Below are 24,937 nucleotides of genomic sequence, written 5' to 3' on the forward strand. Positions count from 1 at the left end.
GCGCCACCCGGCGGATGGTGTCAAGCCGGTGCGAACGCCTGCCAGAGGTGCAGGACCAAGCTGACGATAATGTGAGCCGCCAGCACGAGAACGCCGGCGCTGGCCACCGCCACGAGATAGCCGGCCAGCGCGATCGCGCCGTCCCGCTGGATCAGCGCGAACGACAGCGCCGACACCGCCATCGCCGGCAGGAAGTTCCCGCCCGGGATGGGCAGGATCAGGACGATCGCCAGCACCAGGCAGACCAGGCCGATCAGCCGCTCGCCCAAAGATCCGAACAGGAAGGTGAGCCGCGGTCTGGAGACCGCCTCCAGCCGACGCAGCCACGGCACGACACGGGGCAGCGCCGCCCGCAGGTCGGCGGTGGACAACCGGCGCGACGTCACGCGTTCGGGCAGCCAGGGCGCCGAGGCGCCGATGACCAGCTGGGGCGCCAGCAGCACCAGCGGAAGCCCGAAGATCGTCGAAGCCCCCGGCGGCAGGGGCAGCATGCAGGCCAGGCCGAAGATGAACAGCAGCGCCCCGATCGCGCGGCCACCGAACTTCTCGGTCAGTTCGCCGATCGAGATGTCCGGCTCGCCGTGGTTGGCGATGTCGAGCAGCACCGCCGACAACGGCGCCTCGTCGGACGAGGTTTCGGCGGTCTGGGCGGACTCGGACATCACGTTCTCATCTGGCGGCCCGGATTGTCCCCGCCAAGTGACGTAACGCGATTTCCGGGCGCGAGGGTTCCCTCGGGACAGACCTTCAGGCCGGTTCCTTGAGCATCCGCCGGCGCTCCACCGAGGACGGGATGCGCAGGGCTTCGCGGTATTTGGCTACCGTGCGCCGGGCGATGTCGACCCCCCCCGCCTTGAGGATCTCGACGATGCGGTCGTCCGAATGGACGTCCTCCTCGCGGGCTTCGGTGTCGATGAGCTGCTTTATCTTGTGCCGGACGGCCTCGGCGGAGTGCGCCTCGCCGCCCTCGCTGGAGGCGATGGCCGAGGTGAAGAAGAACTTCATCTCGAACAGGCCGCGCGGGGTGGAGATGTACTTGCTCGAGGTGACGCGGCTGACCGTGGACTCATGCATTCCGATGGCCTCGGCGACGGTCTTGAGGTTCAACGGCCGCAGGTGCTCGACGCCGAACGCCAGGAAGGCGTCCTGCTGCCGGACGATCTCGGAGCTGACCTTCAGGATGGTCCGGGCTCGCTGGTCGAGGCTCTTCGTCAGCCAGTTGGCCTGGGCCATGCAGTCCGAGACGAAGGTCTTCTCCTGGTCGCTGCGCGCCTGGGCCGACACGCGCGCATGGTAGCGCTGGTCCACCAGCAGCCGCGGCAGGGTGTCGGAATTCAGCTCCACGTGCCAGAGCCCGCCCGGGCCCTCGCGGACCAGAACGTCCGGCTGGACCGGCGTGGCCGCGTCGCCCCCAAAGGCCGCGCCGGGCCGGGGCGACAGCCCGCGAATCTCGGCGATCATCTCGCGGAGATCCTCGTCGTCGACGCCGCAGATCTTCTTCAGCGCCACCAGGTCGCGTTTCGCGAGCAGCGGCAGGTTGTCGAGCAGGGCGCCGATGGCCGGATCGTAGCGGTTCTGATCCTTGAGCTGGATCATCAGGCATTCGCGCAGGTCGCGCGCGGCGACCCCCACGGGGTCGAAGCCCTGGACCACGGCCAGCGCCGCCTCGACCCGGGTTTCGGAACATCCGAGCCGCTGGGCGATCTCGGCCACCTCGGCGCGCAGGTAGCCCGCCTCGTCCACCGCGTCGATCAGGACGTGGGCGATGGCGGCGTCGGCCGGCGCCAGACCCGAAGCGGCGACCTGATCGGTCAGGTGCTCGGCCAGGGTGGCCTCGCGGGTCAGCCGCTGCTCGAAGCCCTCGCCGTCACCATCGAAGCTGCCGCCCGAGCCGGCGCGGGACCAGTCCACCTGGCCGCCGGCGTCGGCTGGCCCGGCCTCGGCCACATCGGGAGCGTCGCCAGTGGCCCGTTCGCCCGGCGAAACCTCGTCATATTGCGTGTCGAGGTCGGCGCGGGCCTCGGCGTCGGCGGCGTGCTCGTCGCGGGCGGCGTCGGCCGTCGCCTCGGGCGCCTCGGGCTCACCCTCGTCGCGCTGGAGCAGGGGATTGCGCTCCAGTTCACCCTCGACGAAGGCTTCGAGTTCGAGATTCGACATCTGCAGCAGCTTGATCGCCTGCTGCAGCTGGGGGGTGATGACCAGCCCCTGCCCCTGCCGAACCTCGAGTCGTGCGCTGAGCGCCAACGAACCGCCCCCTTGACCTGATTTCCTGGCCTGTTTCTTGCTTCAAGCTAGGCGGCGATCCCAACCGACAGGTTAACGGCGGGCGTTTTCCGGCCCGACGGCGGATTTCGCCTGGACGAGACCATTGACAGCGCCGGCCTCACGAGGCCCCCTGGCGCTCGGTTTGTCAGCAGAGTGGCGACAGAAATCCATGCGTCGCGCCGACCGCCTGTTCCAGATCATCCAGATCCTCCGGCGCAATCGCGGGCCGATCACCGCGGACGCCATCGCCGCGGAACTGGAGACCTCCAAGCGCACCGTCTACCGCGACATCGCGGACCTGATCGGTCAGCGGGCGCCGATCCGCGGCGAGGCGGGCGTGGGCTATATCCTGGAGGACGGTTTCGACCTGCCGCCGCTCATGCTGACGCCCGAAGAAGTGGAGGCCGCGGTTCTGGGCGCCCAGATGGTGGCCGCCCGCGGCGATCCGGCCCTGCGTCGCGCGGCCGAGGACCTGATCGCCAAGATCGGCGCCGTGATCCCGGAGAATCTGCGCCCGCTGGTGGTGGAGCCGGCCACGCGCGCCGCGCCGAGCTGGAAGACCGCGCCCGACAACATCGACATGGCGTCGGTGCGCCAGGCGATCCGCGGGGGCCGCAAGCTGACGCTGACCTATCGCGACGAGCATGAGCGCGAGACGCAACGGACGGTCTGGCCCTTCGCCATCGGATACTACGAGACCACCCGCCTGGTGGTGGCGTGGTGCGAGCTGCGCCAGGATTTCCGGAGCTTCCGGACCGACCGCGTCTCCACCGCCCAGTTCCCGGACGAACGCTACCCCGACCGCCCGGCGTCGCTCCGCGCCCGCTGGCGCCGACGCCAGCAGGAACACTGGGCCGCGATGGAAGCCCGGAAGGCCCAGGAAGCCCGGAAGGTCCAGGGCGCATAACCTCCGCCCGTCGCGGACGGCGCACCGTTCGCCGATCTGGCGGTCTCGTGACCGTTCGGTAATTTGTTGGCGGCCGCGGCTGCGCCTAAGCGTAACGGCATACGCTGGGAGTTACACCGAATGACCGGACTGAATCGCCGCGAGGCGTTCCTGCTGGCGGGCGCCGCCGCCCTCGCGCCCACCGCCGCCGCCGCCGCGGAACCCGCCCTGCCCGCCGTCTGGGACCTGACCCCGCTGTACCCCACGCCGGCCGCCTGGGACGCCGAGCGCGCCGCCGTCGAGGCCGAGTTGCCGAAGCTGGCGGCGTTCAAGGGGCGGCTCAGCGAGAGCGCCCAGGGTCTGCGCACGATCCTCCAGGCGATCTCGGATGTGAACAAGCGGCTGGAGCGTCTCTTCGTCTACGCCACCCTGAAGGGCGACGAGGACCTCCAGGTGGCCGTCGATCAGGAGCGGCGGCAGACGGCCCAGTCCCTGCTGGCCAAGGCCGGCGAGGCGACGGCGTGGGTGAATCCCGAAGTGCTGGGCATGGGGCGGACGCGCATCGAGGGCTTCCTGGCCGCCGAGCCAGGCCTGGCCAAGTTCCGCTTCGGCCTCATGGACACCCTGCGGCTGGCCCCGCACACCCTGGACGAACAGGGCGAGGCGCTGCTGGCCGGGGCTTCGAACCCCCTGAGCGGGCCGGGCGCCATCCGCGGCCAACTCGTGGCCTCGGATATCCCCTGGCCCACGATCGAGGTCGGCGGCGAGGACGTCCGGCTGGACCTCCAGGGCTACATGGTGGCGCGCACCGCCCCGGACCGCGCCGACCGGAAAAAGGTGTTCGACACCTTCTACACGGCGTTCAAGGGTTTCGAATCCAGCCTGGGCGCGGCGCTGACCGCCAAGGTCCAGGGCGACATCTTCGGCGCGCGGGCGCGGAAATACGACAGTTCGCTGGCGGCGGCGGTGGACCGGCCCAACATCCCCCAGGATGTCTACCGCACCCTGGTCGCCGAGGCGAACCGCGGCCTGCCCATCCTGCACCGCTACTTCGAGGTGCGCCGCCGGCTGCTGGGACTGGCCGACATGGGCTACTGGGACATCTATCCGGCGGTCACCAAGCTGGACACGAAGTTCGATCTGGCCGCCAGCCGGCGTCTGTCGCTGGAGGCCATGAAGCCGTTGGGCCGTGAGTACGGCGACGCCTTCGCCAAGGCGACGACCCAGCCGTGGGTCCACGTCTACCCGCAGAAGGGCAAGCGCGCCGGGGCCTATGTGTTCGGGGCGGCCTACGACGTGCACCCCTTCATGCTGCTGAACCACACCGACAACTACGAGGGCCTGTCGACCTACGCCCACGAATGGGGCCACGCCATGCACACTCTGCTGGCGCAGAAGGCCCAGCCCTACGAACTCGCCAGCTATCCCACCTTCACCGCCGAGGTGGCCTCCACGGTCAACGAACTGCTGCTGGTGGAGCACATGCTGCGGGGCGCGAAGACGCGGGAGGCGCGGCTGTTCTACCTGGATCGCGTCTGCGAACTGATGCGGGCCACGTTCTACCGGCAGACCATGTTCGCCGAATTCGAGCTGGCCATCCACGAGACCGCCGAGAAGGGCGAGGCGCTGTCGGGTCGGCGGCTGTCGGCCCTCTATCTCGACCTGCTACGGCGCTACCACGGGCCGAAGGTGGCCATCGAGGAGGTCTATGGCCTGGAATGGGCCCTGCCCGGCCACTTCTTCGACTACGATTTCTACGTCTACCAGTACGCCACCTCGGTGACGGCCGGCGCAGCCTTCGTGGAGCGCATCCTGAAAGGCGGAACGGCCGCGCGCGACGCCTATCTGGGCGCGCTGAAGGCCGGCGGCTCGGACTATCCGGTGGACGTGCTGAAACGCGCGGGGGTCGACATGACCACCCCCGAACCCTACCGCGCCCTGCTGGCCCGCTTCTCGAGCACCCTGGACGAGATGGAGAAACTGATCGGATAGCGGGTGCGGCGCCGGCCGCGCCTCGTCACGACGGCGGACCCTCGCCGCCGCCGGCGGCCTCGGCCTCCCGAAGGCACCGCACGTTGTCCTCGTGCTTGCGGCGGTCGATGTTGTAGGCGGCCATCAGGCTGATCGAGACCGTGTAGATGGCGATCAGGGTCGGGATGTAGATCATCATCAGGTCCCGCAGGACCTGCGGATCGACCTCGCCCGGCTTCGCGCCGATGGGAAACGCCGAGGCCGACAGGATCAACCCCGCGATCGCCGGACCACCCGACGACCCGATCTTCTTGAACAGGCTGTCGGCGGCGAACAGCAGGCCCTCGGTGCGACGTCCGATCCGCACGGCGTTGTCCTCCACCACGTCGGCGATCAGGGCGGTCAGGAACACGCCGGTCATGGCCCACGACGTCATGGTGACGAAGGCGCCCGACGCCACGATGTAGAACACCCGCGGGTCGCCGTTCTCCGGCATCACGCCGGCCAGGCGGGCGAAGTAGGGCGTCAGCTCGGCGACCGCGCCCAGGATGTAGCCGAGGACCGCGGCTTCCTTCTTGCCGATCGCCCGCGAGATCGGCGAGGCCAGCGACGCGCCGATCAGGCCGCCCACGGCGTTGAAGGTCACGATGGTGGCGATCTGCGCCTGCGTGAGCTCCCAGAAGAAGAGGGTGATGTACAGCGTCAGCCCGCCGGTGACGCCCGAGACCAGGAACACCAGGCTTCCGGAGCCCACGATGGTGAAGAAGGCGCGGTTGCGCAGCGTCGAGAAGATGTCGCCCAGATGCTCGCGCCCGCTGCGACGGTCGGGCGGCGCCTGGCGCAACCACGGGATGAAGCGATGCGTGGCGGCCGATGAGATCAGGATGGTCGTGAAGATCACCGTCGCGCCGGCCATGGCGTACGAGAAGTAGCCGTCCTTCGCCAGTACGCCGCCGCTTCCGTCGGGCATTTCGCGCAGGGCCACCTGGTAGGCGAAGACCATCATCAGCAGGCCGCCCACCACGCTGCACAGCGTCCGGATCGAGATCAGGACCGTGCGGCGGTCGTAGTCCTCGACCAGTTCCGGGATCAGCGCCGAGGACGGCAGCTCGAAGAAGGTGTCGAACAGCCGGATCGAGAGCAGGCAGGCCATCATGTAGCCGAACAGGGCCAGCGGCTCGAGGCCGGTCGGTGGGTTCCAGATCAGGAAGAACAGGATCGCGACCGGCGCCGCGGCGGCGTACATGTAGGGGTGGCGGCGGCCCAGGCGACTGCGCGTATTGTCCGAAAGCTGGCCCACCACGGGATCGACCAGGGCGTCGAATATGAGCGCCAGCGCGGTCCCGAGACCCACCCAGGCGGCGGGCAGGCCCATCACCTGATTGTAGAAGATCATCAGGAAGGTCGCGAGGCCGCGGGTCTTCGTCGAGTTGGAGACCGCCCCCAGCCCGTAGGCGATCATCACGCCCCAACCCAGCCGGGGACGTGGCCCCAGAGGCGAGGAACCCACGGAGGACGTGCTGGTCATCGGCCCGGCGACACCCGCCGGCCAAGCCGTTCGACGAGATTCTCGGAGACGCGGATGGGGGCGGCGTCCAGACAAGACGCGGCCGGCTCTGCGATGGCCATCGGCTCCAGTTCCTCCCCCTTCTCGTTGCCCGCAGGCTAGGGGTGGAGGAACGGACGGCCCACAGCGCAAATTTTTGGCGGTGGGCAAAATTCGATTTGGCGGACAGCGGTCCCCGTCGATCGGCTCCGTCGGCGCCCGCCGTCAGTTGAAGCGGTCGCCCAGGTAGACGCGCCGGACTTCGGGGTCGTCGACGATCTCGTCGGGGCTGCCCTCGAACAGGACTTCGCCGGCGTGGATGATCGAGGCGCGATCGATGATGTCCAACGTCTCGCGGACGTTGTGGTCGGTGATCAGGATGCCGATGCCGCGCTGCTTCAGGTAGCCGATCACCTCGCGGATGTCGGCGATGGCCAGGGGGTCGATCCCCGCAAAAGGCTCGTCCAGCAGCATGAAGCTGGGCTCCGACGCCAGGGCCCGCGCGATCTCGACCCGCCGCCGCTCACCGCCCGACAGCGAAACCGCCGGCGAGTTCTTGAGGTGCTCGATATGCAGCTCCTCCAGCAGCTGGGCGACCGTCTCGCGCGCCTTGCGGGCGTCGTTCTGGCGCAGCTCGACCACCGCCATCACGTTCTCCCAGACGCTCATGCCCCGGAAGATCGACGTCTCCTGGGGCAGGTAGCCCACGCCCATGCGGGCGCGCTGGTACATCGGCTGGGCGGTGATGTTCTCGCCGTCCAGGTAGATGGCGCCGTAGTCGGCCGGGATCAGGCCGGTGATCATGTAGAAGCAGGTGGTCTTGCCCGCGCCGTTGGGCCCCAGCAGGCCCGCCACCTCGCCGCGGGCGAGCCGCAGCGAAACGCCTTTCACCACCGGCCGGCCACGGAACGACTTGCCGATGTTGTCGACGACCAGACCCTCGCTCGGGATCGCGGCCTGCGGGCGAATCCGCTGCGGCGCGTTCACCGGGCGGCGCTTTCGGATTTCTTGGACGGATAGAACACGCCGCGCGGGCGCGACTTGGCGTTCGCGCCGGTGGCGGTTCCGACCATCCGGCCCTCGCCGGTGTTGGTGTTGAACACCATCCGACTGCCGCGCAGCACGTTCTGCCCCTGCACCGCCACCACGTCGCCGGTCAGGGTGACGGTGTCGTTGCGCGCGTCGTAGGTCCCGTTGTCCCCGCGCACGCGCTGGTCCTTGGAGGTCACGTAGTAGACGTTGCCCTCGGCTTCCATGCGGACGAGATCGCCGCAGGCGCCCGTCCCCGTGGCGCTGGTGGCGCCCGCCCGGGTCTCGAAGATCGCGCGCAGCACGTCGGCCCGCAGCCGCGCCTGGCCCTGGAGCGCCTCGGCCTTGCCGCGCCACACCGAGACACAGGCCTTGTTCTGGACCTCGAGTTCGTCGGCGGTGATATCGACCGGGCCGTCGGAGTTGGGGCCCAGGCCCTGCGCCACGGCCGCGCCGGGGACCAGGGCGCCGAGCGTGAGGGCGCCGAAGGCCAGTGCGAAGGCCGGGGCGACCGCCGCGGAGGTGACGAGAAACTTCATGTCCGTCCTTGACCTGTTCGACCCTTGACCTGCTCGATGTGGCCGGAAAACGCGGTGCGCTACTTCTTGTTGGGTTCGAGGCGCGTGCGGACGCCGCCCTTGAAGACCATGCGCTCACCCTTGCCGTAGACGCCATAGGACTCTGCGCTGATTTCTCCAAGACCCCCAGCCCCCTGAATGGGGCCTGAACCGACGACCTCGCCGGTCTTGGTGTCGAACATGGAGGCGGCCGTGGCGAACGCGTTCTTGGTGTCGGCCATGCGAACGCCGTTGGTGAGCTCCAGCTTTCCCGTCTGCTCGTGGAAGACGCCCGAGGCGCCGTTGATGCGCATCTCGTCGGGGCCGTTCTCGTCCAGCACCAGCGCCGGCTTCTGGAGGATCACGCGCTGGTAGTCTGAGGGATCCCGCGTGGCGGTGTCGGCGGTCAGCCGGAAGGCGCGGCCCTTGTCGTCGCGGCCCATGAAGCGCGGGTTCAGGAGTCGGATCGGTTCGTCGCCGGCGCCCGACGCCTTGGGCTGGGCGCTGAAGGTGGACCACGCCACGCTGCCGATCAGGCCGGCCAGGATGAGGGCGATCACCGCCGGCAGCACGACGCGCAACGTGCGGATCAGGCGCGAACGGCGCCGCCAGCGCTCGAAATCGGCCCGGCGGTGCTCGGGCAGCGAGGAGTCGGAGAGGACGGCGTCGGTCGCGGTCATGGCGCTTATCTAGGTATGCGCGAAGACATCGGCATCCTCCCAGCCGGCCACGTCCAGCAGGGCGCGATGCGGGAGGAATTCGAAACAGGCGCGGGCCAGGTGGTCGCGACCCTCGCGGGCGAGCATGGCGTCCAGGCGGTCGCGGAGGGCGTGAAGGTGCAGGACGTCCGAGGCGGCGTAGGCCACCTGGTCGTCGGACAGCTTGGGCGCGCCCCAGTCGGAACTCTGCTGGGCCTTGGAGATGTCCACGCCGATCAGTTCGCGCGTGACGTCCTTCAGGCCGTGGCGGTCGGTGTAGGTGCGGGCCAGCTTCGAGGCGATCTTGGTGCAGTAGACGGGCGCGGTCACCACGCCCAGATGCAGCCGGAACATGGCGATATCAAAGCGCCCGAAATGGAAGATCTTGGTCACCGCGGGGTCGGTGAGCAGGCGCTTCAGGTTCGGCGCGTCGTAGGTGGCGCGATCCAGCCTGACCACATGGGCGTCGCCGTCGCCGGCCGAGAGCTGCACGACGCACAGGGGATCACGTCCCAGACGCAGCCCCATGGTTTCGGAATCGACGGCCACCGCCGTCGCGCCGGCCAGGGCCTCGGCCGGAAGATCGCCTTCGTGGACGTGGATGGTCACTTCGCCAGCAGCTCCGACACGACAACCCCTTAGGGGGAACCCCCGTTTATCGTAGGGGTGGTGCCCAGGAAAGGACTCGAACCTTCACGGCCGTTAAGCCACTGGCACCTGAAGCCAGCGCGTCTACCAATTCCGCCACCTGGGCCCCGTCCGTCGGATCGGGAGGCGGCTACATATGGCGCCGCCCGGTTGCGGTCAACGGCCCCTGCGCAACGGACCGGCGCGTCACATTGCGATAGGCGGCCGCATCGTTTAATCGGCGGGCTTTCCAGGCTTCAGGGACCGGCCGCGCCGCCATGCAGAACCTCGTCACCGTCTTCGGCGGCTCCGGCTTCGTGGGGACCCAGGCCGTCCGCTTCCTGGCCAAGGCCGGCTGGCGTATCCGCGTGGCGGTGCGCAACCCGAACCTGGCCTACCGCATGCGGCTGCTGGGCGACGTGGGCCAGGTGGACATCGTCCAGGCCAACCTGCGCGACCGGCCGTCGCTCCTGCGCGCGCTGGAGGGCGCGACGGCGGCCGTGAACCTCGTCGGCCTGCTTTACGAGCGGGGCCGGCAGGGCTTCCAGGCGGTCCACGTCATGGGCGCCCGCAACGTCGCCGAGGCCGCACGCGCGGCGGGCGCGACGCGACTGGTCCAGGTCTCGGCCCTGGGCGCCGATCCCGAGTCGCCTTCGAAGTACGCCCGCACCAAGGCCGAGGGCGAGGCGGCGGCGCGCGAGATCTTTCCCGGCTTGGTGGTGGCGCGGCCCTCGATCGTGTTCGGCCCCGGCGACGGCTTCTTCGAACGTTTCGCCACCCTGGCCCAGTTCAGTCCGGCGCTACCTCTGATCGGCGGCGGCGAGACGAAGTTCCAGCCGGTGTTCGTGGGCGACGTCGGCCGGGCCCTGGCGCGCATGGTCGCCGATTCCGACGCCGAGGGCCGGACCTACGAACTGGGCGGCCCCGGGGTCTTCAGCTTCAAGGCGCTGATGGAGATGATGCTGGCCGAGACGGGCCAGCGTCGCCTGCTGGTCCCCGTGCCGTGGCCGGCGGCCAGCCTGATCGGCAAGGCCGGCGATCTGGTGGCCGGGATCGTCCCCCCGCCGCTCACGGCCGATCAGGTCGAGAGCCTGAAGGCCGACAATGTGGCGAGCGGCCGCCATCCGGGCCTTGCGGACCTGGGCGTCGCGCCCACCACCCTGGAGGCGGTTCTGCCGACCTACCTCTATCGCTATCGCAAGGGCGGCCAGTACGCCGACCAGGACGCTCGCGAACTCGAGGCCGGCCGGGCCTGACAGATCCGTCGGCCCGATCAGTCGGGGCGATCAGTCGGGGCGACCGTGCCGCAAGCCAGGCGGCGCACGACGGGCGGAACCCCCAGCGTGCGGTCCCGCACCACCGTCGGTGCGGGTTGATAGATGCGGAACGACAGGGCGATCCTTCCCGGCCCCGGCCCCAAGGCCAGGGGATTGGGACCCTCCCGACCTTGGGCGGACAAGGTCATGGTCCAGCCGCCGTCCGGCTCCCGCCCGATGTCCGTCGACGACCACGAGTACCTGTCGTTCGGATTGGCGATGTAGAAGCCGCCGCGATAGGCCGTCAGGCTCCACCAGCGGCCCGGCGGATCCCGTCCCTCGACCGAATAGACGCAGTCGCCAGTCAGCGGCCGCCCTTCGGCGTCGCTGCGGGCGGTGTAGTAGATCGCCTCGGACGGGGGCAGGCCCCAGATCCCGAAAAGGGCCACCCGGGCGCGGGCGTAGGGATCCTGCCGCGCCCCGCCGATGTCGGCCACGGTGGTCCAGCCCCCGATCTCCCGCTCGCCGGGAAACAGGGGGCCGACCGTAAGCCAGAAGGCGCCGAAGCCGGCCCCTGCCCCCAGGATGGTCCCGGCGGCGATGGCGATGAGGGTCCGCGACCTCATGCCGCCGGCTCCAGGACCAGGGCGCGTCGCGCGGGATCCAGCGCCTCAACATAGGCGGCGTCGGTGCGGTCGCGCATGAAACAGCGGATCAGCAGCACGGCGACGCGCGACGGCGACGGAACGTCCTGGGCGTCCGAAACGGGCGACTGTCCGGCGTGTCGGAAGCCTATCCGGACATGACCCTCGGGATAGTCCCGGTCCGACGCGATGAAGACGGTCCGGGTGTCGTGGGCGAAGAGCGAGGCCGACCAGTAGACGCAGGCCTTCGGCAGGGGCCCTTCCAGCACCAGAGGCCCTTTCGACAGGTCCAGATAGGCCCGGCTCGTGAGGCTGTCCGGGTTGGCAAGGGGAACGCTGGTGGTCCCGGCGCGGGGCGGCGGGCTGTGCTGGAGCCGGTTCCAGACGGCGCCGCGGGCGAGACCGGCCTCGATCTGGCGGTCGGTGGCCCACCGCGGCGCCGCCCACAGAAGCCCTGCGTGGACCAGCAGCCCCACCACCACGGCGGTGGCCAGAAAGACGACGACTGTCCGCATGTTCCCCGCCAAAGCCCGGCCGGCGATACGATTACCGACCGGCCGGTTGGTCGTCAACCGGCCTGGGCAGACGCAGCGTGCGCTCACTCGAAACACAACCTATGGACTCAATTACCGATCGGTCGGTAAGTTTTACGTCGCGCACGGCGAACCGCCGGCGCGATGGAGGAAAGCCCATGATCTCGCAGACCTATGACGGCGCGACGGACAACAGCTGGGACGCCGACCAGTTCACCCACGGGGCCAGCCGCACCGGCGTGCTCGAAGACTACAAGTTCGACGTTTACGCACCCGACACGCCCGGCACGTACAAGGTGATCGTCTTCAGTCACGGCAACGGCGGCAACGGCGGGGCGCCCGAGGACTTCGCCGCCGAATGGACCGCGCGCGGCTATATCGTGATCGCGCCCTATCATGCCGACTCCGGGCAGGGGAACTACACGCAGACGGATGTCGCGACGCTCATGAACACGCCGGGCCTGCCGGACGACGCCGAGATCATGAAGTTCCGCGTAGACGACCTCCGCATCGCCCTGGACATCGCGACGGCCTACGCGCCCACGGCGCAGGGCGGCGGTGGCGGCGTCTTCGTCATCGGCGGCGGCAGCTATCAGTTCGACATTTCCGAGCCGGTGGTCGCCGGCCACAGCCGCGGGTCCAACACTGCGACGATCGCAGGCGGGGGCAATCCGACCTATTCGACCGGCCTGTTCTCCACGACGACCTACACGAACTGGGATGATCCCCGCTTCGTCGCCCTCATGACGTTCAGCGGCGGCGGCCCGACGACGACCGATATCTTTTCCGACGGCGCCGCCTTCGCCGACATCGCCATCCCGTGGCTCCGGGTCACGGGCAGCCTCGATGTAGTGGACACGTTCGACGACGTGGGCGACCGGCTCGAACCGCTGTTCGCCGGGACCGCTTCGGATACGCACTCCGTGCTGGTCCGCGGAGCCACGCACGCCACCATCAAGGACCCGGGCGCGACGGCGCCGCCCACCGGCTCGCCTGACGCGGCCGCGCACTTTGCGGAGTCGGTCGCCGCATCGAACGCCTTCCTGGACTACTATGTCGACGGCGTCGGCAGCGGCCTGACCGCTCTCCAGGCGGTCGAAGTACAGGCGGCCCAGATCCTCACGACAGGCGCCGATTCCTTCAGCGGCGGCTCGGGCGACGAGATCCGCTTCGGTCGCGCAGGCCAGGATGTTCTCAGCGGCGGCGGCGGGAACGACGAACTGTATGGGGGAGAGGATCGGGACACCCTGTCGGGCGGAGACGGCGACGATGTGCTGAGCGGCGGGCCGGGGCGGGACAGGCTGACCGGCGGCGACGGGGCCGACACGCTCTCGGGCGGCAAGGCCAACGACGTCTTCGTCTACACGTCCACCAGCGAAAGCCCCTCGGGCGGTGGGATCGACGTGATCCTCGACTTCGACGACGCCGGGGACGACCAGGTCGACCTTTCGGCCATCGACGCCGACGTGACCACGGCAGGGAACCAGGCCTTCACCTGGCGGGGGACCGGCGCGTTCACCGGTCCGGGCCAGGCGCGGGTGGAGGCGGACGGCGCCGACGTGCTGCTGCATCTGAACACCGATGCCGACCTCGATCCCGAGATGACCATCCGGTTCATCCTGACCACGACAGCCTCGATGACGTCGGGCGACTTCTTGCTCTGAGCCGAGCGCGGCGCGGGCGCCCGCGCGCCCGCGCCGTCAGCCCAGAATCGGCCGTCAGCCCAGCATCGTCAGGCCGATCAGGCCCAGGACGCCCACCACGATCCGCCAGATGGCGAAGGGCGTGAAGCCGTGGCGGGCCACGAAATCCAGCACGCGCCGGACCGTGAAGACCGCGGCCACCAGGGCGCACACGAAGCCCAGGGCGATGATTCCGGCGTCGTCCCAGCTCATGTTCTCGTAGTTCTTGACCAGATCGACGGTGAAGGCGCCCGCCATGGTGGGCATGGCGAGGAAGAACGAGAACTCGGCCGCGGCCCGCTTCTCGCAGCGCAGCAGCAGCGCCCCGGCGACGGTGGCGCCCGAGCGCGACACGCCCGGGATCATGGCCAGACACTGGAAGAAGCCGATGGCCAGCGAGGTCTTCAGCGGGAACGCCGCCGCGTCGGTATGCTCGGGCGGCTTCTTGATGCGGTCGACCGCCAGGAGCGCGAACCCGCCGACGATCAGGCTGACGCAGATCAGCACCGGGGTCTCGAACAGCACGCCCTTGATGAAGTCGTGCGCCAGGACCCCGATGAAGGCCGCGGGCAGGAAGGCGATCAGGATCGAGGCCACGAACCGTCGGGCGGCCGGGTCGTCGTGGAGATGGGTCGCCACGTTCCAGAGCCTGGCGAAATAGACCGAGATCACCGCCAGGACCGCCCCGAGCTGGATCATCACCTCGAAGGTATGGCCCGTGGATTCGAAGCCCAGGAAGTGGCCCAGCAGCAGCAGGTGGCCAGTGGACGAGACCGGGATGAACTCGGTCAGCCCCTCGACGATCCCCAGGATGATGGCGTTGACCCAGTCCGGCACGACCGCGCGCTCCAGTTCGACGAATGCAGGGGGACGAGAGGCGCGCACTAACGTGAAGAAGCCGTTCACTACAAGGCGGGTTCAGGCGCGCTCGGGCTCGGGTCCGACGTAGCGGGCGCGGGGGCGGATGAGCCCGGCGCTCTGGCCCTGCTCGATGGCGTGCGCGATCCAGCCGGCGCAGCGGGCGACCGCGAAGAGGGCGAACGGCGCGTCGCTGGGCAGGCCCAGGTGCTCGCAGGCGGCCACCAGGGCGAAGTCGACGTTTGGGGCCAGGCCCGCGACGGCGCGCGTCGTCTCGGCCAGCCGGGCGAGGCCGGGCGGCGGCGCGAAACGGTCGAGCAGGGCCGCCGCACGCGGATCGCCGTCGGGATAGAGGTTGTGGCCGAAGCCCGGCAAGGCGCGCTCGTCCTGCAGACGCGCGGCGACGGCGGCGCGAGGCCCCGCCTCGGCCGCCTCGGCGGCGAAGCGGCGCACGGCGTTGGTGGCGCCCCCATGTCGCGGCCCGGACAGGGTCGAGAGGCCCGCCAGCGCCGCGGCCGACAGGGATGCGCCCGTGGACGCCGCCACGCGGGCGGCGAAGGCCGAGGCGTTCAGCTCGTGGTCGGCCACCAGCACCAGGATGCGCCGGATCAGGTCGGCGCCCGCGCCGCCCGGCCCCTGCCCCCAGGCCAACGCCAGCCGGTTGTGGATCGCCCCGCCCATCACCTCGCCCGCCACCGCGTCGGCCAGGACGTCCATCAAGGTGGCCGCCTCGACCGCCAGCGCCAGGGGCGCTCGGCCCACGGCCGGCGGGTCGGCGGCCGCGCGCTTGGCCAGAGCCAGGTAGGCGCGGGTCGCCATGTCGCCGGCGACGGGCGGCGCGGGCCGTTCGGTGCGTTTCAGCGCCGCGCCGTGGCCGCCCCGCAGCAGTCGCGCCACCGCCTCCAGGGTCTCGGTCTCGGCCAGGCGGATGGCGTCGCGGCCGCGGTAATAGAGCCGTCCGCCCTGGACGGTGGTGATCTCGGAGGCCAGCACCGGCTCGCCCCAGGCGATGGCGCCGGCGGCCACGTCCGACAGCTTGCGGCTGCGCGACTTCCGTTCCGCCAGCGCGTCGATGTCGGCGGCGCGATACAGGCTCCGGCGCGGGTCCTGCGGATCGGGGCGCACGGCCACCCGGCCGCGGCTGACATAGGCGTAGAGCGTCTGCGGGCGGACGCCCAGGCGGTCGCGGGCGTCTTCGGCGGCGATCCAATCAGGAGACGACATTTATATTGATTATATTGATCAAGATTGACCCACAGAGCTTGGGCGCATTCTCTCCGGCGTACAAGAGAGAAGGAGATCGCCATGACCGCAGCTTCCGACGGCCTGGAAGGCGTCGTCGCCGCCGCGACCGTTCTGAGCGAGGTGGACGGCGCGGCCGGACGCCTGATCGTGCGGGGTCGCTCGCTGGACGAACTGGCCGGGCGCACCACGTTCGAGCAGATGATCGGCCTGCTGTTCGACGGCTTCTACGCCGACCTGCCCGCCGACATTCCGGCGGCCCTGGGCCAGGCGCGGGCCGAGGTGTTCGCCGAGGTGGCGGCGCTGGACACCGGCCTTCTCGACCGGACGCCGGTCGAGGCGATGCGGGCGCTGACCGCACGACTGGCCGACGGCGACGACGCCGCCACGGCCTTCCGCCTGATCGCCGCGCCGGCCGTCTTCACCGCCGCGGTGGTGCGGGGACAGGCCGGCCTGGCGCCCGTGGCGCCCGACCCCGCGCTGCGCCACGCCGCCGACACCCTACGGATGCTGCGGGGCGCGCCGGCCAGCCCGGCCGAGGCCGATGCGCTGGACACCTACCTCGTCACGGTGGCCGACCACGGCCTGAACGCCTCGACCTTCGCCGCGCGGGTGGTGGCCTCGACGCGGGCCGGCCTCACCTCGGCGGTGCTGGCCGGGATCAGCGCGCTGAAGGGGCCGCTGCACGGCGGCGCGCCGGGGCCGATCATCGAGATGCTGGACGAGATCGGCGAGCCTTCGAACGCCCGCGCCTGGATCGAGGCGGCGCTGGCGCGCGGCGACCGGCTGATGGGTTTCGGCCATCGCATCTACAAGGTCCGCGATCCCCGCGCCGATGCGCTCAAGACCGCCGTGCGCTGGCTCGACGCCCGCCAGGGCCGCCTGGAGTTCGCCGAGGCGGTGGAAGCGGCCGCGTTGCAGATCCTGCGCGAGCACAAGCCGGAGCGGTCGCTGCAGACCAACGTCGAGTTCTACACGGCGCTGCTGCTCGAGGCGCTGGACTTCCCGCCCCCGGCCTTCACCTGCGTCTTCGCCATGGGCCGCGTCGCCGGGTGGCTGGCCCACGCGCGGGAGCAGCTCGCGGGCGGTCGCCTGATCCGTCCGGCCAGCGTCTACGTCGGCCCCCTGCCCCGTCAGGCGGCTTAGCGGACTTCGGGGCGGACGTCGGGCCGGATCTCGACCGCCTCGCCGGACTGGGCCTTTTCCAGGAGGTCCTCCAGGTCGGGGCGGGCGACCGCCACGCAGCCTTCGGTGGGCGGATATCCCGGGCGCGCGATGTGGAGGAAGATGGCCGAGCCCATCCCCGGAACCGGCGGGTCGTCGTTGTGCCCCAGGACGACGACGATATCGTAGACCCCGTCCTCGCGCCACAGGCGCTCGGCGCTGGCCGGATAGGGCAGCTTCACATGGCGATTGTAGGCCGGGTCGGCCGGGTCGTCGCACCAGCCGTCGTCCTCGGCCATCGCGTGGACCCGGATCTCGGTGGCCGGCGGCGGACCCCGGTCGGGCCGGTACCACACCTCGCGGATCGGCCAGACTCCGGCCGGCGACGCCCCGTCGCCCTCGCGCTTGGCCGCCGCAGGAACCACGCCCGCCGGCCCCAGCGCACAGCGCGCCAAGCGGCCGTCGATGTCCAGCCAACCGTCCGCCGTGGCCACGAAGTTCATCGGAACCTTCGCCGCATCTGGGCGATTCCCTTGCCGCATCACGTCTTCATGGTGTTTGTTGCCCCGCATGGCTCAACGCAAGACTCTCCTCATCGTCGACGACGACCAGGACCTTCGCGGGGCGATCGCAGAGCAGTTGCAGGCCGAGGGTTTCGAGACGCTCGAGGCCCCGACAGCCGGCGATGGCGTCCGCGCCGCGCGCGAAACCAAGCCCGACCTGATCCTTCTGGACGTGGACCTCCCCGACATGGACGGCCGCGACGCCTGCAAGCGCATGCGCGAGGACGGGGTTCAGGCGCCAGTGATCATGCTGACCGCGGCGTCCACCGACGAGGACACCGTCCGCGGCCTGGACTCGGGCGCCAGCGACTATGTGACCAAGCCCTACAAGTTCGCCGTCCTGCTGGCGCGAATCCGCGCCCAGCTCCGCGACTACGAGCATTCCGAGGGCGCCATCTTCCGCCTGGGCGCCTACGAGTTTCGCCCCGCGGCCAAGATGCTGATGGACGAACGTGGCCGGAAGATCCGTCTCACCGAGAAGGAGACGAACATCCTGAAGTACCTCTACCGGGCCGGCGAGAAGGCGGTCTCGCGCGAGGAGCTTCTGGCCGAGGTGTGGGGCTACAACGCCGGCGTCACCACCCACACCCTGGAGACCCACGTCTACCGCCTGCGCCAGAAGATCGAACCCGATCCGGCCAATGCACGCCTGCTGCTGACCGAGCAGGGCGGCTACCGCCTGGCGCCCTGAACGCCGCTAACCGCGATCCACGGCGAACGGCGAGAAGGCCTGCTGGACCGGCATCAGCTCCAGGGTGTTCACATTGATGTGGGCCGGCAGGCGCAGGACGCTCTCGCACACCAGCGCGATGTCGTCCGCGCTCATGGCGTGGACGCCGGCGTAGACTTTGCCAGCGGCCCCCTCGTCGCCCTTGAAGCGCACCACCGAGAACTCGGTCTCCGCCATGCCCGGTTCGATGGACGTGACGCGCACCTTCGTGCCCAGCAGGTCGGCCCGCAAATTCAGCGAGAACTGGCGCACGAAGGCCTTGGTGGCGCCGTACACGTTGCCGCCCGGATAGGGATAGCTGGCCGCCACGGACGAGAGGTTGAGCACGTCGCCCCGATTGCGGGCCACCATGCCGGGCAGGATCGCGCGCGTGACCCGCGCCAGGCCCGTCACGTTGGTCGCGATCATCGTCTCCCAGTCGGCGAGGTCGGCCTCGTGCGCCCTGCCGAGGCCCAGGGCCAGGCCGGCGTTGTTGTAGAGGATGTCGATGGCGGCGAAGTCGCCCGGCAAGGTCTCGGCGAAACCCGCCACCTGCGCCGCGTCGGTCACGTCCAGCACCCGCGGCAGGAGCCGGTCGGTCCTAAGATCGGCGACCAGCGCATCGAGACGGGCCTGTCGCCGCCCAGTGGCGATCACCCGGGCGCCGCCGGCGATCAGCCGCCGGGCCATCGCCTCGCCGAACCCGGAGGTTGCGCCCGTCACCAGGGCGATACGGCCTTGGGCCCAGGAAGGATCGCTCATGCCGTCCCGATAGGCGTCGCGGCCCACGTCATCAAGCGCCGCCGCGCCGACGGTGGACATCGGCCCGCGCCCGCGTATCGTCGCCGGCCATGTCGTGGGCGCAGCTCTACATGGACGCCGAGATCAAGCCGAACCGCTCCCTGTCCGAGCGCGGGTTCGTGATCCTCATCTCGTTCATCACCCTGGTGAACGTCGCCTCGGCGATGATCTTCGTGAGTCAGGGCGCGGCCTGGGTGGTCCCCTTCCTCGGCCTGGACGTCCTGGCCGTGGTGGTCGCCTTCATCGTCAGCTACCGCAGCGGCCAGATCGTGGAGCGAGTCCAGGTCAGCCCCTCGGCGATCCGCGTGACCTGGGAATCGCCCCGGGCGCAAAGGCTGGTCTGGGAGAGTCCGACCGCCTTCACGCGCCTCACCCTGGAGCGGGACGAGGAAGACCGCGTCATGGGCCTGCGCCTGGCGCTTTCGGGCCGCGAGACGCCCGTGGCCGCGGCGCTGAGCCCCGGCGAGCGGGGCGAGTTCGCCGAGGCCCTGGAACAGGCCATCCGGCAGGCCCGGCGGCATAGAGGCTGACCCGCCCTCAGCCTTCGGCCACCACCGCCTTCAGCGCGTCCAGGCGTCGGCCGTCGGCGGGGTGGGTCGAGATCACCTCGGGCGGGCGTGGGCCGCCGTCGTTGCGGGCCGCCATGCGTTCCCAGAAGCGGATGGCGGCGGCGGGGTCCAGCCCGGCCTTGCGCATCAGCCCCACGCCGACCGCGTCGGCCTCCAGCTCATGCCGCCGGGAATAGGGCAGGATGACGCCGAACACCGCGCCCATGCCCAGCGCGGCGCCGATCTCGTCGGCCCACTCGCCGCCCTCGCGCGACATCAGCACCTGGGCCAGGGTGACGCCCGCGTTGACCGCCAGTTCCTGACTCACCCGTTCGGCCGGATGGCGGGCGACGATGTGGCCGATCTCATGGCCCACCACCGAGCCCACCTCCTCGTCGTCGCCAGCCAACTCCAGCAGGCCCCTGAAGAACCCCACCCGGCCGTTCGGCAGGACGAACGCGTTCAGTTCGGGGCTGTCCAGCACGGTGAAACGCCAGTCGAGGTCGGTGCGGCCGGACGCGTCCACGAGCGGGCGCGCGATGCGGGCCAGGCGCGCCTGGACCGCGGGGTCGGCCACCGGCGGGTGCTTGCCCGCCACCTCGGCCCACGCCTGATCGGCCATCGCCGCGAGCTGGCCGTCGTCGACCAGGACGAGCTGGTTGCGGCCCGTCGTGGCGTTCTCGGTGCAGGCGGCCAAACCCACGGCCGCCACACCCCAGGCGGAGAGGCCGGCCAGAAAGCCCCGCCGCGACGCGCAGCGGCCGCACATCAGAGGATGAACTTCGACAGGTCCGCGTTCTGCGCCAGGCCGCCGATCCGCTCCTGGACGTAGGCCGCATCGATGGCGATGGTCTCGCCGCTTCGGTCGGCGGCGGTGAAGCTGATCTCTTCCATGACCTTCTCCAGCACCGTCTGCAATCGCCGGGCGCCGATGTTCTCGACCGAGCCGTTCACCGCCACCGCGGCGTCGGCCAGCGCGTCCACGGCGTCCTCGGTGAACGTCAGCATCACGCCCTCGGTTGCGAGCAGGGCCTGGTGCTGGCGGATCAGATTCGCCTCGGGCTCGCTCAGGATGCGGCGCATGTCCTCGCGGGTCAGGGCCTTCAGCTCCACCCGGATCGGCAGGCGACCCTGGAGTTCGGGCAACAGGTCCGAGGGTTTGGCCACGTGAAAGGCGCCCGAGGCGATGAACAGGATGTGGTCGGTCTTGACCGGCCCGTACTTGGTGGAGACGGTCGTCCCCTCGATCAGGGGCAGCAGGTCGCGCTGGACCCCCTCGCGACTGACGTCGGCGCCGGCGCGGTCCTGCCGGCTGGCCACCTTGTCGATCTCGTCCAGGAAGACGATCCCCTGGCTCGCGGCCAGTTCGAGCGCCTCGGCGGTGAGGGCGTCCTGGTCCAGGAGCTTGTCGCTCTCCTCGGCGAGCAGCGGGGCGTAGGCGCCCGCGACGGTAGTCTTGTGCGTCTTGGTCCGACCGCCGAAGGCCTTGCCGAACATGTCGCCGAGATTCAGCATCCCCATCGAGGCGCCGGGCTGGCCGGGAATGTCCATCATCCCCAGCGGCGACGAGGTGTCGGCGAGTTGAAGCTCAACCTCCTTGTCGTTCAGTTCCCCGGCGCGCAGCTTGCGGCGGAAGCTTTCGCGGGCGGCCGTCGAGCCCGGCCCGGTCAGGGCGTCCAGGATCCGCTCTTCGGCGGCGGCCTCGGCGCGGGCGCGCACGCCGGCCCGACGCTTGTCGCGCACCATGGCGATGGCGCTCTCGACGAGGTCGCGGACGATCTGGTCCACGTCGCGGCCGACATAGCCCACCTCGGTGAACTTCGTGGCCTCCACCTTCAGGAACGGGGCCTGGGCCAGCTTGGCGAGGCGGCGAGCGATCTCGGTCTTCCCGACGCCGGTCGGGCCGATCATCAGGATGTTCTTGGGGGTGACCTCGTCGCGCAGGTCGTCGGGCACGCGGCGGCGGCGCCAGCGGTTGCGCAGGGCGACGGCCACGGCCTTTTTGGCCTCGTTTTGGCCGACGATGAAGCGGTCGAGTTCGGAGACGATCTCGCGGGGGGAGAATTCGGTCATGTCGGGCCTCAGATAGTCACGAATCGCGCGCGGCAAGGCGCCTACAGCACTTCCACCGTGAGGCTTCCGTTCGTGTAGACGCAGATGTCGGCGGCGATGCCCATGGCCTTGCGGGCGACGGCCTCGGCGTCCAGGCCGTCCACGTCTACGAGCGCCCGCGCGGCGGCGAGCGCATAGTTGCCGCCCGAGCCGATGGCGGCCACCCCGTGCTCGGGCTCCAGCACGTCGCCGACGCCCGTGACGGTGAGGATCTGATCCTTGTCGGCTACGATCAGCATGGCCTCCAGCCGACGCAGGTACCGGTCCGTCCGCCAGTCCTTGGCCAGGTCGACACAGGCGCGGGCCAGTTGGTCCGGATACTGCTCCAGCTTGGCTTCCAGCCGCTCGATCAGCGTGAAGGCGTCGGCGGTGGAGCCCGCGAAGCCCGCGACGACGCGGCCGCCGGCCAGCTTGCGGACCTTCTTCGCCGTGCCCTTGACGACCGTCTGGCCCATGCTGACCTGGCCGTCGCCGGCCACGACGGTGCGCCCGTCCTTGCGCACGGCCAGGATGGTGGTGCCGTGCCAATCGGGAAAGGTTGAGGTATTCGACATCGGCGCGATGTGAGCAGCCGGACCGCGCCGGTCAAGCCGCGCCGGGCCGAAACCATGTCGTTCACCGACGAAGAGATCGAGCGCTACGCCCGTCATCTGGTCCTCCGCGAGGTGGGCGGCCCGGGACAGCAGCGGCTGAAGGCGGCCCATGTGCTGGTGGTGGGCGCCGGCGGCCTGGGCGCGCCGGTGTCGCTCTATCTGGCGGCCGCCGGCGTCGGCCGGATCACGCTCGTCGATCCCGACGTGGTGGATCGCTCCAATCTCCAGCGGCAGGTGATCTACGCCGAGGACGACCTGGGTCGGCCCAAGGCGACGGCTTCGGCGGCCCGGCTGACGGCCATGAACCCCAACGTCCGCGCCGAGGGCCGGGTCGAGGCGCTGGACGCCGCGAACGCCGATGCGCTCGTGGCCGGCGTGGACCTGGTGCTGGACGGGACCGACAATTTCGCGGTCCGCTTCGCGGTGAACGCCGCCTGCGTCCGCCGTGGCAAGCCGCTGGTGTCGGGCGCCATCGGCCGCTGGACCGGACAGGTGGGCGTGTTCGGCCGTCAGCCCTGCTATCGCTGCCTCGTGCCCGAGATCCCGCCGGACGCCGAGACATGCGTGGCCGTGGGCGTCGTCGGCGCCCTGGCCGGGGTGGTGGGTTCGATGATGGCCCTGGAGGCGATCAAGGTCGTGACCGGCGCGGGGGAGCCGCTGGCCGGCCGGCTCCTCATCTACGACGCCCTGGCGGGCGAGACGCGCACGGTCCGGATCGCGGGCGACCCGGAGTGCGCGGTGTGCGGCGGCGGGTGACGCCGACGGGCGAAGGGTCGTGCCGGCCGTTCAATGGTGAGGGCCGTGAGCGCCGAAGGGATTCAAACCACGGAAGACACGGAAGAGGATGGCCGGCCGGGCCGCGGCCAATCTCCGGAACTTCTGTGTCTTCTATGTTTTCCGCGGTTCGAGAAGCCAGCGCCTGCGGCGCTGGGCGCAGTCCCTACAGCATCTGGGGGATGACGCGGTCGGGCGGGCGGTGGCCGTCCATCCAGGTCTTGATGTTGATGATGACCTTCTCGCCCATGTCGACCCGGGCCTCGACGGTGGCCGACCCCATGTGCGGCAGGAGCACCGCGTTGGGCAGCTTCAGGAGCTTGGGATTGATCCGCGGCTCCTGCTCGAACACGTCGAGGCCGGCGCCCGCGATCTTGCCCTGAGCCAGGAGTTCGGTCAGCGATTCTTCGTCGATCAGGCTGCCCCGGGCGGTGTTGATGACGATCGCGTGAGGCTGAAGCAGTTTCAGCCGGCGGCCCGACAACAGGTGGAAACTGGCCGGCGTCGCGGGCGCATGCACCGAGACGATGTCCACCCGCGCCAGCATCTGGTCCAGGCTGTCCCAATAGGTCGCCTCCAGCTCGTCCGCGACCAGGTGACTGACGGGCTTGCGGTTGTGGTAGTGGATCTGGAGACCGAACGCCTTGGCCCGGCGCGCCACGGCCGAGCCGATGCGCCCCATGCCGACGATCCCCAGGCGCTTGCCGGTGATTCGCCGCCCCAGCATCCAGGTGGGCGCCCAGCCGGTGAATTCGCCCGCCTGGACCGCGTTGGCGCCTTCGATCACCCGCCGCAGCGTGGCCATCATCAGGGTCAGCGTCAGATCGGCGGTGTCCTCGGTCAGCACGCCGGGTGTGTTGGTGACGATGATCCCCTTCGCGTTCGCAGCCGCGACGTCGATGTGGTCCACGCCGGCGCCGAAGTTGGCGATCAGCTTCAGGTTCTCGCCGGCCTTCTCGATCAGGGCGGAGTCGATCCTGTCGGTGATGGTCGAGGCCAGCACGTCGCAGCGGCCGACCGCCTCGATCAGCGCCTTTCGGCTCAGAGGCTCGTCCGTGAGGTTGAGTTCGGCGTCGAACAGTTCGCGCATGCGGGTCTCGACCGAGTCCGGCAGTTTGCGCGTGACGATGACTTTCGGCTTGCGGGTGGGCATGCGCCTACGGGAGAAAGGGCCATGCGCCGCTCGGGCGCGTACGCGGATTTGCCGATTCCTTAGCAGGGGGGCCGGTCACGGCCAAGGCGACGCAGGGACAACACCGGTCGGCGGGCGCGACGGGACGGGGCGCGGAGCGGGTCGGCTGAGAGGTAGGACGAAGGGTTGAGTGTCCTGAAGCGAGGGGCGTACCGGCGGGCGGCCTTCCTGGCGACCCTGATCCTGGCGCTGCCGGCCACGGCGCAGGACGCCCGGCCGCGGCAGACGCCATCGGGCTATCCCGTTCCCCGCTACGTCACGCTGAAGTTTGGCGAGGTGAACGCCCGGGCCGGGCCAGGCGACGACCACCGGCTGCTGTGGGTCTACCGCACGCGCGGCCTGCCGGTTCAGGTGGTGGCCGAGACCAGCGACTGGCGGCGGGTCTGCGATCCCGAGGGCGGAAAGGCCTGGGTGCACAAGCGCGTGACCGACGGCCGCCGGGCGGTGATCAACCTGGGGTCCCGTCCTCAGCCCCTCTTGCGCAAGCCCCGCACGGGCGCCGAGACGGCGGCGTTCCTGGGGGCGCGCGCGCTGGCCTCCCTGGACCGCTGCGACAAGGGCTGGTGCCGTGTGAAGGCGGATCGCGCGACCGGCTGGGTGCGCCAGGGCGCGCTGTGGGGAACGACGGACACCCCGCAATGCCGTTGAGGCCCCGTACGTCAACGTGCTAGGCCCGGCCCCTTCGGA

26 protein-coding genes and 1 tRNA gene are annotated in these 24,937 nt (G+C 70.2%); 9 read left to right on the forward strand and 18 right to left on the reverse strand.

Annotation, left to right across the window (positions count from 1 at the left end):
* Positions 1–20: 20 nt before the first annotated feature.
* Positions 21–662 carry an exopolysaccharide biosynthesis protein gene (locus ABS78_RS17875; protein ID WP_293382492.1) on the reverse strand — a complete coding sequence of 214 codons (642 nt, stop codon included), beginning with the start codon at positions 660–662 and terminating at the stop codon, positions 21–23.
* A gap of 85 nt (positions 663–747) precedes the next feature.
* Complete coding sequence (rpoN, locus tag ABS78_RS17880) at positions 748–2,244, reverse strand: RNA polymerase factor sigma-54 (RefSeq protein ID WP_293382495.1); 1,497 nt, start codon at positions 2,242–2,244, stop codon at positions 748–750.
* A gap of 190 nt (positions 2,245–2,434) precedes the next feature.
* Between rpoN and ABS78_RS17885 the strand changes: the two genes are divergently transcribed.
* Complete coding sequence (locus ABS78_RS17885; RefSeq protein WP_293382498.1) at positions 2,435–3,172, forward strand: YafY family protein; 738 nt, start codon at positions 2,435–2,437, stop codon at positions 3,170–3,172.
* A gap of 120 nt (positions 3,173–3,292) precedes the next feature.
* Positions 3,293–5,143 carry a M3 family oligoendopeptidase gene (locus ABS78_RS17890; protein WP_293382501.1) on the forward strand — a complete coding sequence of 617 codons (1,851 nt, stop codon included), beginning with the start codon at positions 3,293–3,295 and terminating at the stop codon, positions 5,141–5,143.
* Positions 5,144–5,168: 25 nt separating this feature from the next.
* Here ABS78_RS17890 and ABS78_RS17895 read toward each other — a convergent pair whose 3' ends face one another.
* From ABS78_RS17895 to ABS78_RS17920, 6 genes are all read right to left on the reverse strand, one after another.
* Entirely contained in the window at positions 5,169–6,584 is a 1,416-nt protein-coding gene (locus ABS78_RS17895) for an MFS transporter (RefSeq protein ID WP_293382605.1), read from the reverse strand.
* Between the two features lie 309 nt (positions 6,585–6,893).
* Positions 6,894–7,619, reverse strand: coding sequence for an LPS export ABC transporter ATP-binding protein (gene lptB / locus ABS78_RS17900; protein WP_293382608.1), 726 nt, complete (start codon positions 7,617–7,619; stop codon positions 6,894–6,896).
* Between the two features lie 32 nt (positions 7,620–7,651).
* Positions 7,652–8,236, reverse strand: coding sequence for an LptA/OstA family protein (locus ABS78_RS17905; protein ID WP_293382504.1), 585 nt, complete (start codon positions 8,234–8,236; stop codon positions 7,652–7,654).
* A 59-nt stretch (positions 8,237–8,295) separates the two neighbouring features.
* Positions 8,296–8,934 (reverse strand): LPS export ABC transporter periplasmic protein LptC, encoded by a 639-nt coding sequence (gene lptC, locus ABS78_RS17910; RefSeq protein ID WP_293382507.1) that lies wholly within the window; start codon positions 8,932–8,934, stop codon positions 8,296–8,298.
* Positions 8,935–8,943: 9 nt separating this feature from the next.
* Positions 8,944–9,561 (reverse strand): ribonuclease D, encoded by a 618-nt coding sequence (locus tag ABS78_RS17915; protein WP_293382510.1) that lies wholly within the window; start codon positions 9,559–9,561, stop codon positions 8,944–8,946.
* Between the two features lie 58 nt (positions 9,562–9,619).
* Positions 9,620–9,706 (reverse strand) — tRNA-Leu (locus ABS78_RS17920).
* 151 nt (positions 9,707–9,857) lie between these two features.
* Between ABS78_RS17920 and ABS78_RS17925 the strand changes: the two genes are divergently transcribed.
* On the forward strand, positions 9,858–10,835 hold the full coding sequence (locus tag ABS78_RS17925) for a complex I NDUFA9 subunit family protein (protein WP_293382513.1): 978 nt from the start codon (positions 9,858–9,860) through the stop codon (positions 10,833–10,835).
* Positions 10,836–10,852: 17 nt separating this feature from the next.
* Here the strand turns inward: ABS78_RS17925 and ABS78_RS17930 are convergent, their stop codons facing one another.
* Positions 10,853–11,461, reverse strand: a complete 609-nt coding sequence (locus ABS78_RS17930; RefSeq protein WP_293382516.1) for a DUF1214 domain-containing protein — start codon at positions 11,459–11,461, stop codon at positions 10,853–10,855.
* Entirely contained in the window at positions 11,458–11,994 is a 537-nt protein-coding gene (locus ABS78_RS17935) for a DUF1254 domain-containing protein (protein WP_293382519.1), read from the reverse strand. The genes ABS78_RS17930 and ABS78_RS17935 overlap by 4 nt, the downstream gene beginning before the upstream one ends.
* 176 nt (positions 11,995–12,170) lie before the next feature.
* Between ABS78_RS17935 and ABS78_RS17940 the strand changes: the two genes are divergently transcribed.
* Entirely contained in the window at positions 12,171–13,676 is a 1,506-nt protein-coding gene (locus ABS78_RS17940; protein ID WP_293382522.1) for a hypothetical protein, read from the forward strand.
* Positions 13,677–13,730: 54 nt separating this feature from the next.
* On the opposite strand, the gene ABS78_RS17945 is transcribed toward ABS78_RS17940, so the two are convergent.
* Together ABS78_RS17945 and ABS78_RS17950 are read right to left on the reverse strand one after the other, a co-directional pair.
* Positions 13,731–14,531 carry an undecaprenyl-diphosphate phosphatase gene (locus tag ABS78_RS17945; RefSeq protein WP_293382525.1) on the reverse strand — a complete coding sequence of 267 codons (801 nt, stop codon included), beginning with the start codon at positions 14,529–14,531 and terminating at the stop codon, positions 13,731–13,733.
* 81 nt (positions 14,532–14,612) lie between these two features.
* On the reverse strand, positions 14,613–15,776 hold the full coding sequence (locus ABS78_RS17950) for a citrate synthase (protein ID WP_293382528.1): 1,164 nt from the start codon (positions 15,774–15,776) through the stop codon (positions 14,613–14,615).
* Between the two features lie 81 nt (positions 15,777–15,857).
* On the opposite strand from ABS78_RS17950, the gene ABS78_RS17955 reads away from it, so the two are divergent.
* Positions 15,858–16,940: a citrate synthase/methylcitrate synthase gene (locus ABS78_RS17955; RefSeq protein WP_293382531.1), complete on the forward strand. Its 1,083-nt coding sequence runs from the start codon at positions 15,858–15,860 to the stop codon at positions 16,938–16,940.
* Here the strand turns inward: ABS78_RS17955 and ABS78_RS17960 are convergent.
* Positions 16,937–17,461 (reverse strand): L,D-transpeptidase family protein, encoded by a 525-nt coding sequence (locus tag ABS78_RS17960; RefSeq protein WP_293382534.1) that lies wholly within the window; start codon positions 17,459–17,461, stop codon positions 16,937–16,939. The genes ABS78_RS17955 and ABS78_RS17960 overlap by 4 nt on opposite strands.
* A 67-nt stretch (positions 17,462–17,528) precedes the next feature.
* Between ABS78_RS17960 and ABS78_RS17965 the strand changes: the two genes are divergently transcribed.
* Positions 17,529–18,212 carry a response regulator transcription factor gene (locus ABS78_RS17965; RefSeq protein WP_293382537.1) on the forward strand — a complete coding sequence of 228 codons (684 nt, stop codon included), beginning with the start codon at positions 17,529–17,531 and terminating at the stop codon, positions 18,210–18,212.
* A gap of 6 nt (positions 18,213–18,218) precedes the next feature.
* On the opposite strand, the gene ABS78_RS17970 is transcribed toward ABS78_RS17965, so the two are convergent.
* The gene (locus ABS78_RS17970; RefSeq protein ID WP_293382540.1) at positions 18,219–19,052 is read right to left on the reverse strand and encodes an SDR family NAD(P)-dependent oxidoreductase; all 834 of its coding nucleotides are present in this window, start codon (positions 19,050–19,052) and stop codon (positions 18,219–18,221) included.
* A 29-nt stretch (positions 19,053–19,081) separates the two neighbouring features.
* Between ABS78_RS17970 and ABS78_RS17975 the strand changes: the two genes are divergently transcribed.
* A complete protein-coding gene (locus ABS78_RS17975; RefSeq protein ID WP_293382543.1) occupies positions 19,082–19,561 on the forward strand; it encodes a DUF2244 domain-containing protein in 480 nt (159 codons plus the stop codon).
* Between the two features lie 7 nt (positions 19,562–19,568).
* On the opposite strand, the gene ABS78_RS17980 is transcribed toward ABS78_RS17975, so the two are convergent.
* The 3 genes from ABS78_RS17980 to hslV are packed head-to-tail and all read right to left on the reverse strand — an operon-like array spanning position 19,569 to position 22,245.
* Positions 19,569–20,348 (reverse strand): M48 family metallopeptidase, encoded by a 780-nt coding sequence (locus ABS78_RS17980; RefSeq protein ID WP_293382546.1) that lies wholly within the window; start codon positions 20,346–20,348, stop codon positions 19,569–19,571.
* Positions 20,348–21,652 (reverse strand): ATP-dependent protease ATPase subunit HslU, encoded by a 1,305-nt coding sequence (hslU, locus tag ABS78_RS17985; protein ID WP_293382549.1) that lies wholly within the window; start codon positions 21,650–21,652, stop codon positions 20,348–20,350. Before hslU ends, ABS78_RS17980 begins: the two co-directional genes overlap by 1 nt.
* Positions 21,653–21,693: 41 nt before the next feature.
* Positions 21,694–22,245 (reverse strand): ATP-dependent protease subunit HslV, encoded by a 552-nt coding sequence (gene hslV / locus ABS78_RS17990; protein WP_293382552.1) that lies wholly within the window; start codon positions 22,243–22,245, stop codon positions 21,694–21,696.
* 54 nt (positions 22,246–22,299) lie between these two features.
* Here hslV and ABS78_RS17995 point away from each other — a divergent pair, with 54 nt between their 5' ends.
* Positions 22,300–23,040, forward strand: a complete 741-nt coding sequence (locus ABS78_RS17995) for a HesA/MoeB/ThiF family protein (protein ID WP_293382611.1) — start codon at positions 22,300–22,302, stop codon at positions 23,038–23,040.
* Between the two features lie 184 nt (positions 23,041–23,224).
* Here the strand turns inward: ABS78_RS17995 and ABS78_RS18000 are convergent, their stop codons facing one another.
* The gene (locus tag ABS78_RS18000; protein ID WP_293382555.1) at positions 23,225–24,211 is read right to left on the reverse strand and encodes a D-glycerate dehydrogenase; all 987 of its coding nucleotides are present in this window, start codon (positions 24,209–24,211) and stop codon (positions 23,225–23,227) included.
* A 165-nt stretch (positions 24,212–24,376) separates the two neighbouring features.
* Between ABS78_RS18000 and ABS78_RS18005 the strand changes: the two genes are divergently transcribed.
* Positions 24,377–24,898, forward strand: a complete 522-nt coding sequence (locus tag ABS78_RS18005) for an SH3 domain-containing protein (protein ID WP_293382558.1) — start codon at positions 24,377–24,379, stop codon at positions 24,896–24,898.
* Positions 24,899–24,937: the final 39 nt, after the last annotated feature.

Origin of the sequence: Phenylobacterium sp. SCN 70-31 (genome assembly GCF_001724605.1) — a bacterium.
Taxonomy (GTDB): Bacteria; Pseudomonadota; Alphaproteobacteria; order Caulobacterales; family Caulobacteraceae; genus Phenylobacterium.

Bases quoted from the DNA above. Each gene is read 5' to 3' on its own strand.
- ABS78_RS17965 (WP_293382537.1), top strand. From the start codon at position 17,529: ATGGCTCAACGCAAGACTCTCCTCATCGTCGACGACGACCAGGACCTT.
- ABS78_RS17895 (WP_293382605.1), bottom strand. From the start codon at position 6,584: ATGATCGCCTACGGGCTGGGGGCGGTCTCCAACTCGACGAAGACCCGC.
- ABS78_RS17955 (WP_293382531.1), top strand. From the start codon at position 15,858: ATGACCGCAGCTTCCGACGGCCTGGAAGGCGTCGTCGCCGCCGCGACC.
- ABS78_RS17975 (WP_293382543.1), top strand. From the start codon at position 19,082: ATGTCGTGGGCGCAGCTCTACATGGACGCCGAGATCAAGCCGAACCGC.
- hslV (WP_293382552.1), bottom strand. From the start codon at position 22,245: ATGTCGAATACCTCAACCTTTCCCGATTGGCACGGCACCACCATCCTG.
- ABS78_RS17960 (WP_293382534.1), bottom strand. From the start codon at position 17,461: ATGAACTTCGTGGCCACGGCGGACGGTTGGCTGGACATCGACGGCCGC.
- lptC (WP_293382507.1), bottom strand. From the start codon at position 8,934: ATGACCGCGACCGACGCCGTCCTCTCCGACTCCTCGCTGCCCGAGCAC.
- ABS78_RS17940 (WP_293382522.1), top strand. From the start codon at position 12,171: ATGATCTCGCAGACCTATGACGGCGCGACGGACAACAGCTGGGACGCC.
- ABS78_RS17930 (WP_293382516.1), bottom strand. From the start codon at position 11,461: ATGAGGTCGCGGACCCTCATCGCCATCGCCGCCGGGACCATCCTGGGG.
- ABS78_RS17875 (WP_293382492.1), bottom strand. From the start codon at position 662: ATGTCCGAGTCCGCCCAGACCGCCGAAACCTCGTCCGACGAGGCGCCG.
- ABS78_RS17925 (WP_293382513.1), top strand. From the start codon at position 9,858: ATGCAGAACCTCGTCACCGTCTTCGGCGGCTCCGGCTTCGTGGGGACC.
- ABS78_RS17935 (WP_293382519.1), bottom strand. From the start codon at position 11,994: ATGCGGACAGTCGTCGTCTTTCTGGCCACCGCCGTGGTGGTGGGGCTG.
- ABS78_RS17980 (WP_293382546.1), bottom strand. From the start codon at position 20,348: ATGTGCGGCCGCTGCGCGTCGCGGCGGGGCTTTCTGGCCGGCCTCTCC.
- ABS78_RS17890 (WP_293382501.1), top strand. From the start codon at position 3,293: ATGACCGGACTGAATCGCCGCGAGGCGTTCCTGCTGGCGGGCGCCGCC.
- ABS78_RS17905 (WP_293382504.1), bottom strand. From the start codon at position 8,236: ATGAAGTTTCTCGTCACCTCCGCGGCGGTCGCCCCGGCCTTCGCACTG.
- ABS78_RS17995 (WP_293382611.1), top strand. From the start codon at position 22,300: ATGTCGTTCACCGACGAAGAGATCGAGCGCTACGCCCGTCATCTGGTC.
- ABS78_RS17970 (WP_293382540.1), bottom strand. From the start codon at position 19,052: ATGTCCACCGTCGGCGCGGCGGCGCTTGATGACGTGGGCCGCGACGCC.
- ABS78_RS17950 (WP_293382528.1), bottom strand. From the start codon at position 15,776: ATGTCGTCTCCTGATTGGATCGCCGCCGAAGACGCCCGCGACCGCCTG.
- ABS78_RS18000 (WP_293382555.1), bottom strand. From the start codon at position 24,211: ATGCCCACCCGCAAGCCGAAAGTCATCGTCACGCGCAAACTGCCGGAC.
- ABS78_RS17885 (WP_293382498.1), top strand. From the start codon at position 2,435: ATGCGTCGCGCCGACCGCCTGTTCCAGATCATCCAGATCCTCCGGCGC.
- hslU (WP_293382549.1), bottom strand. From the start codon at position 21,652: ATGACCGAATTCTCCCCCCGCGAGATCGTCTCCGAACTCGACCGCTTC.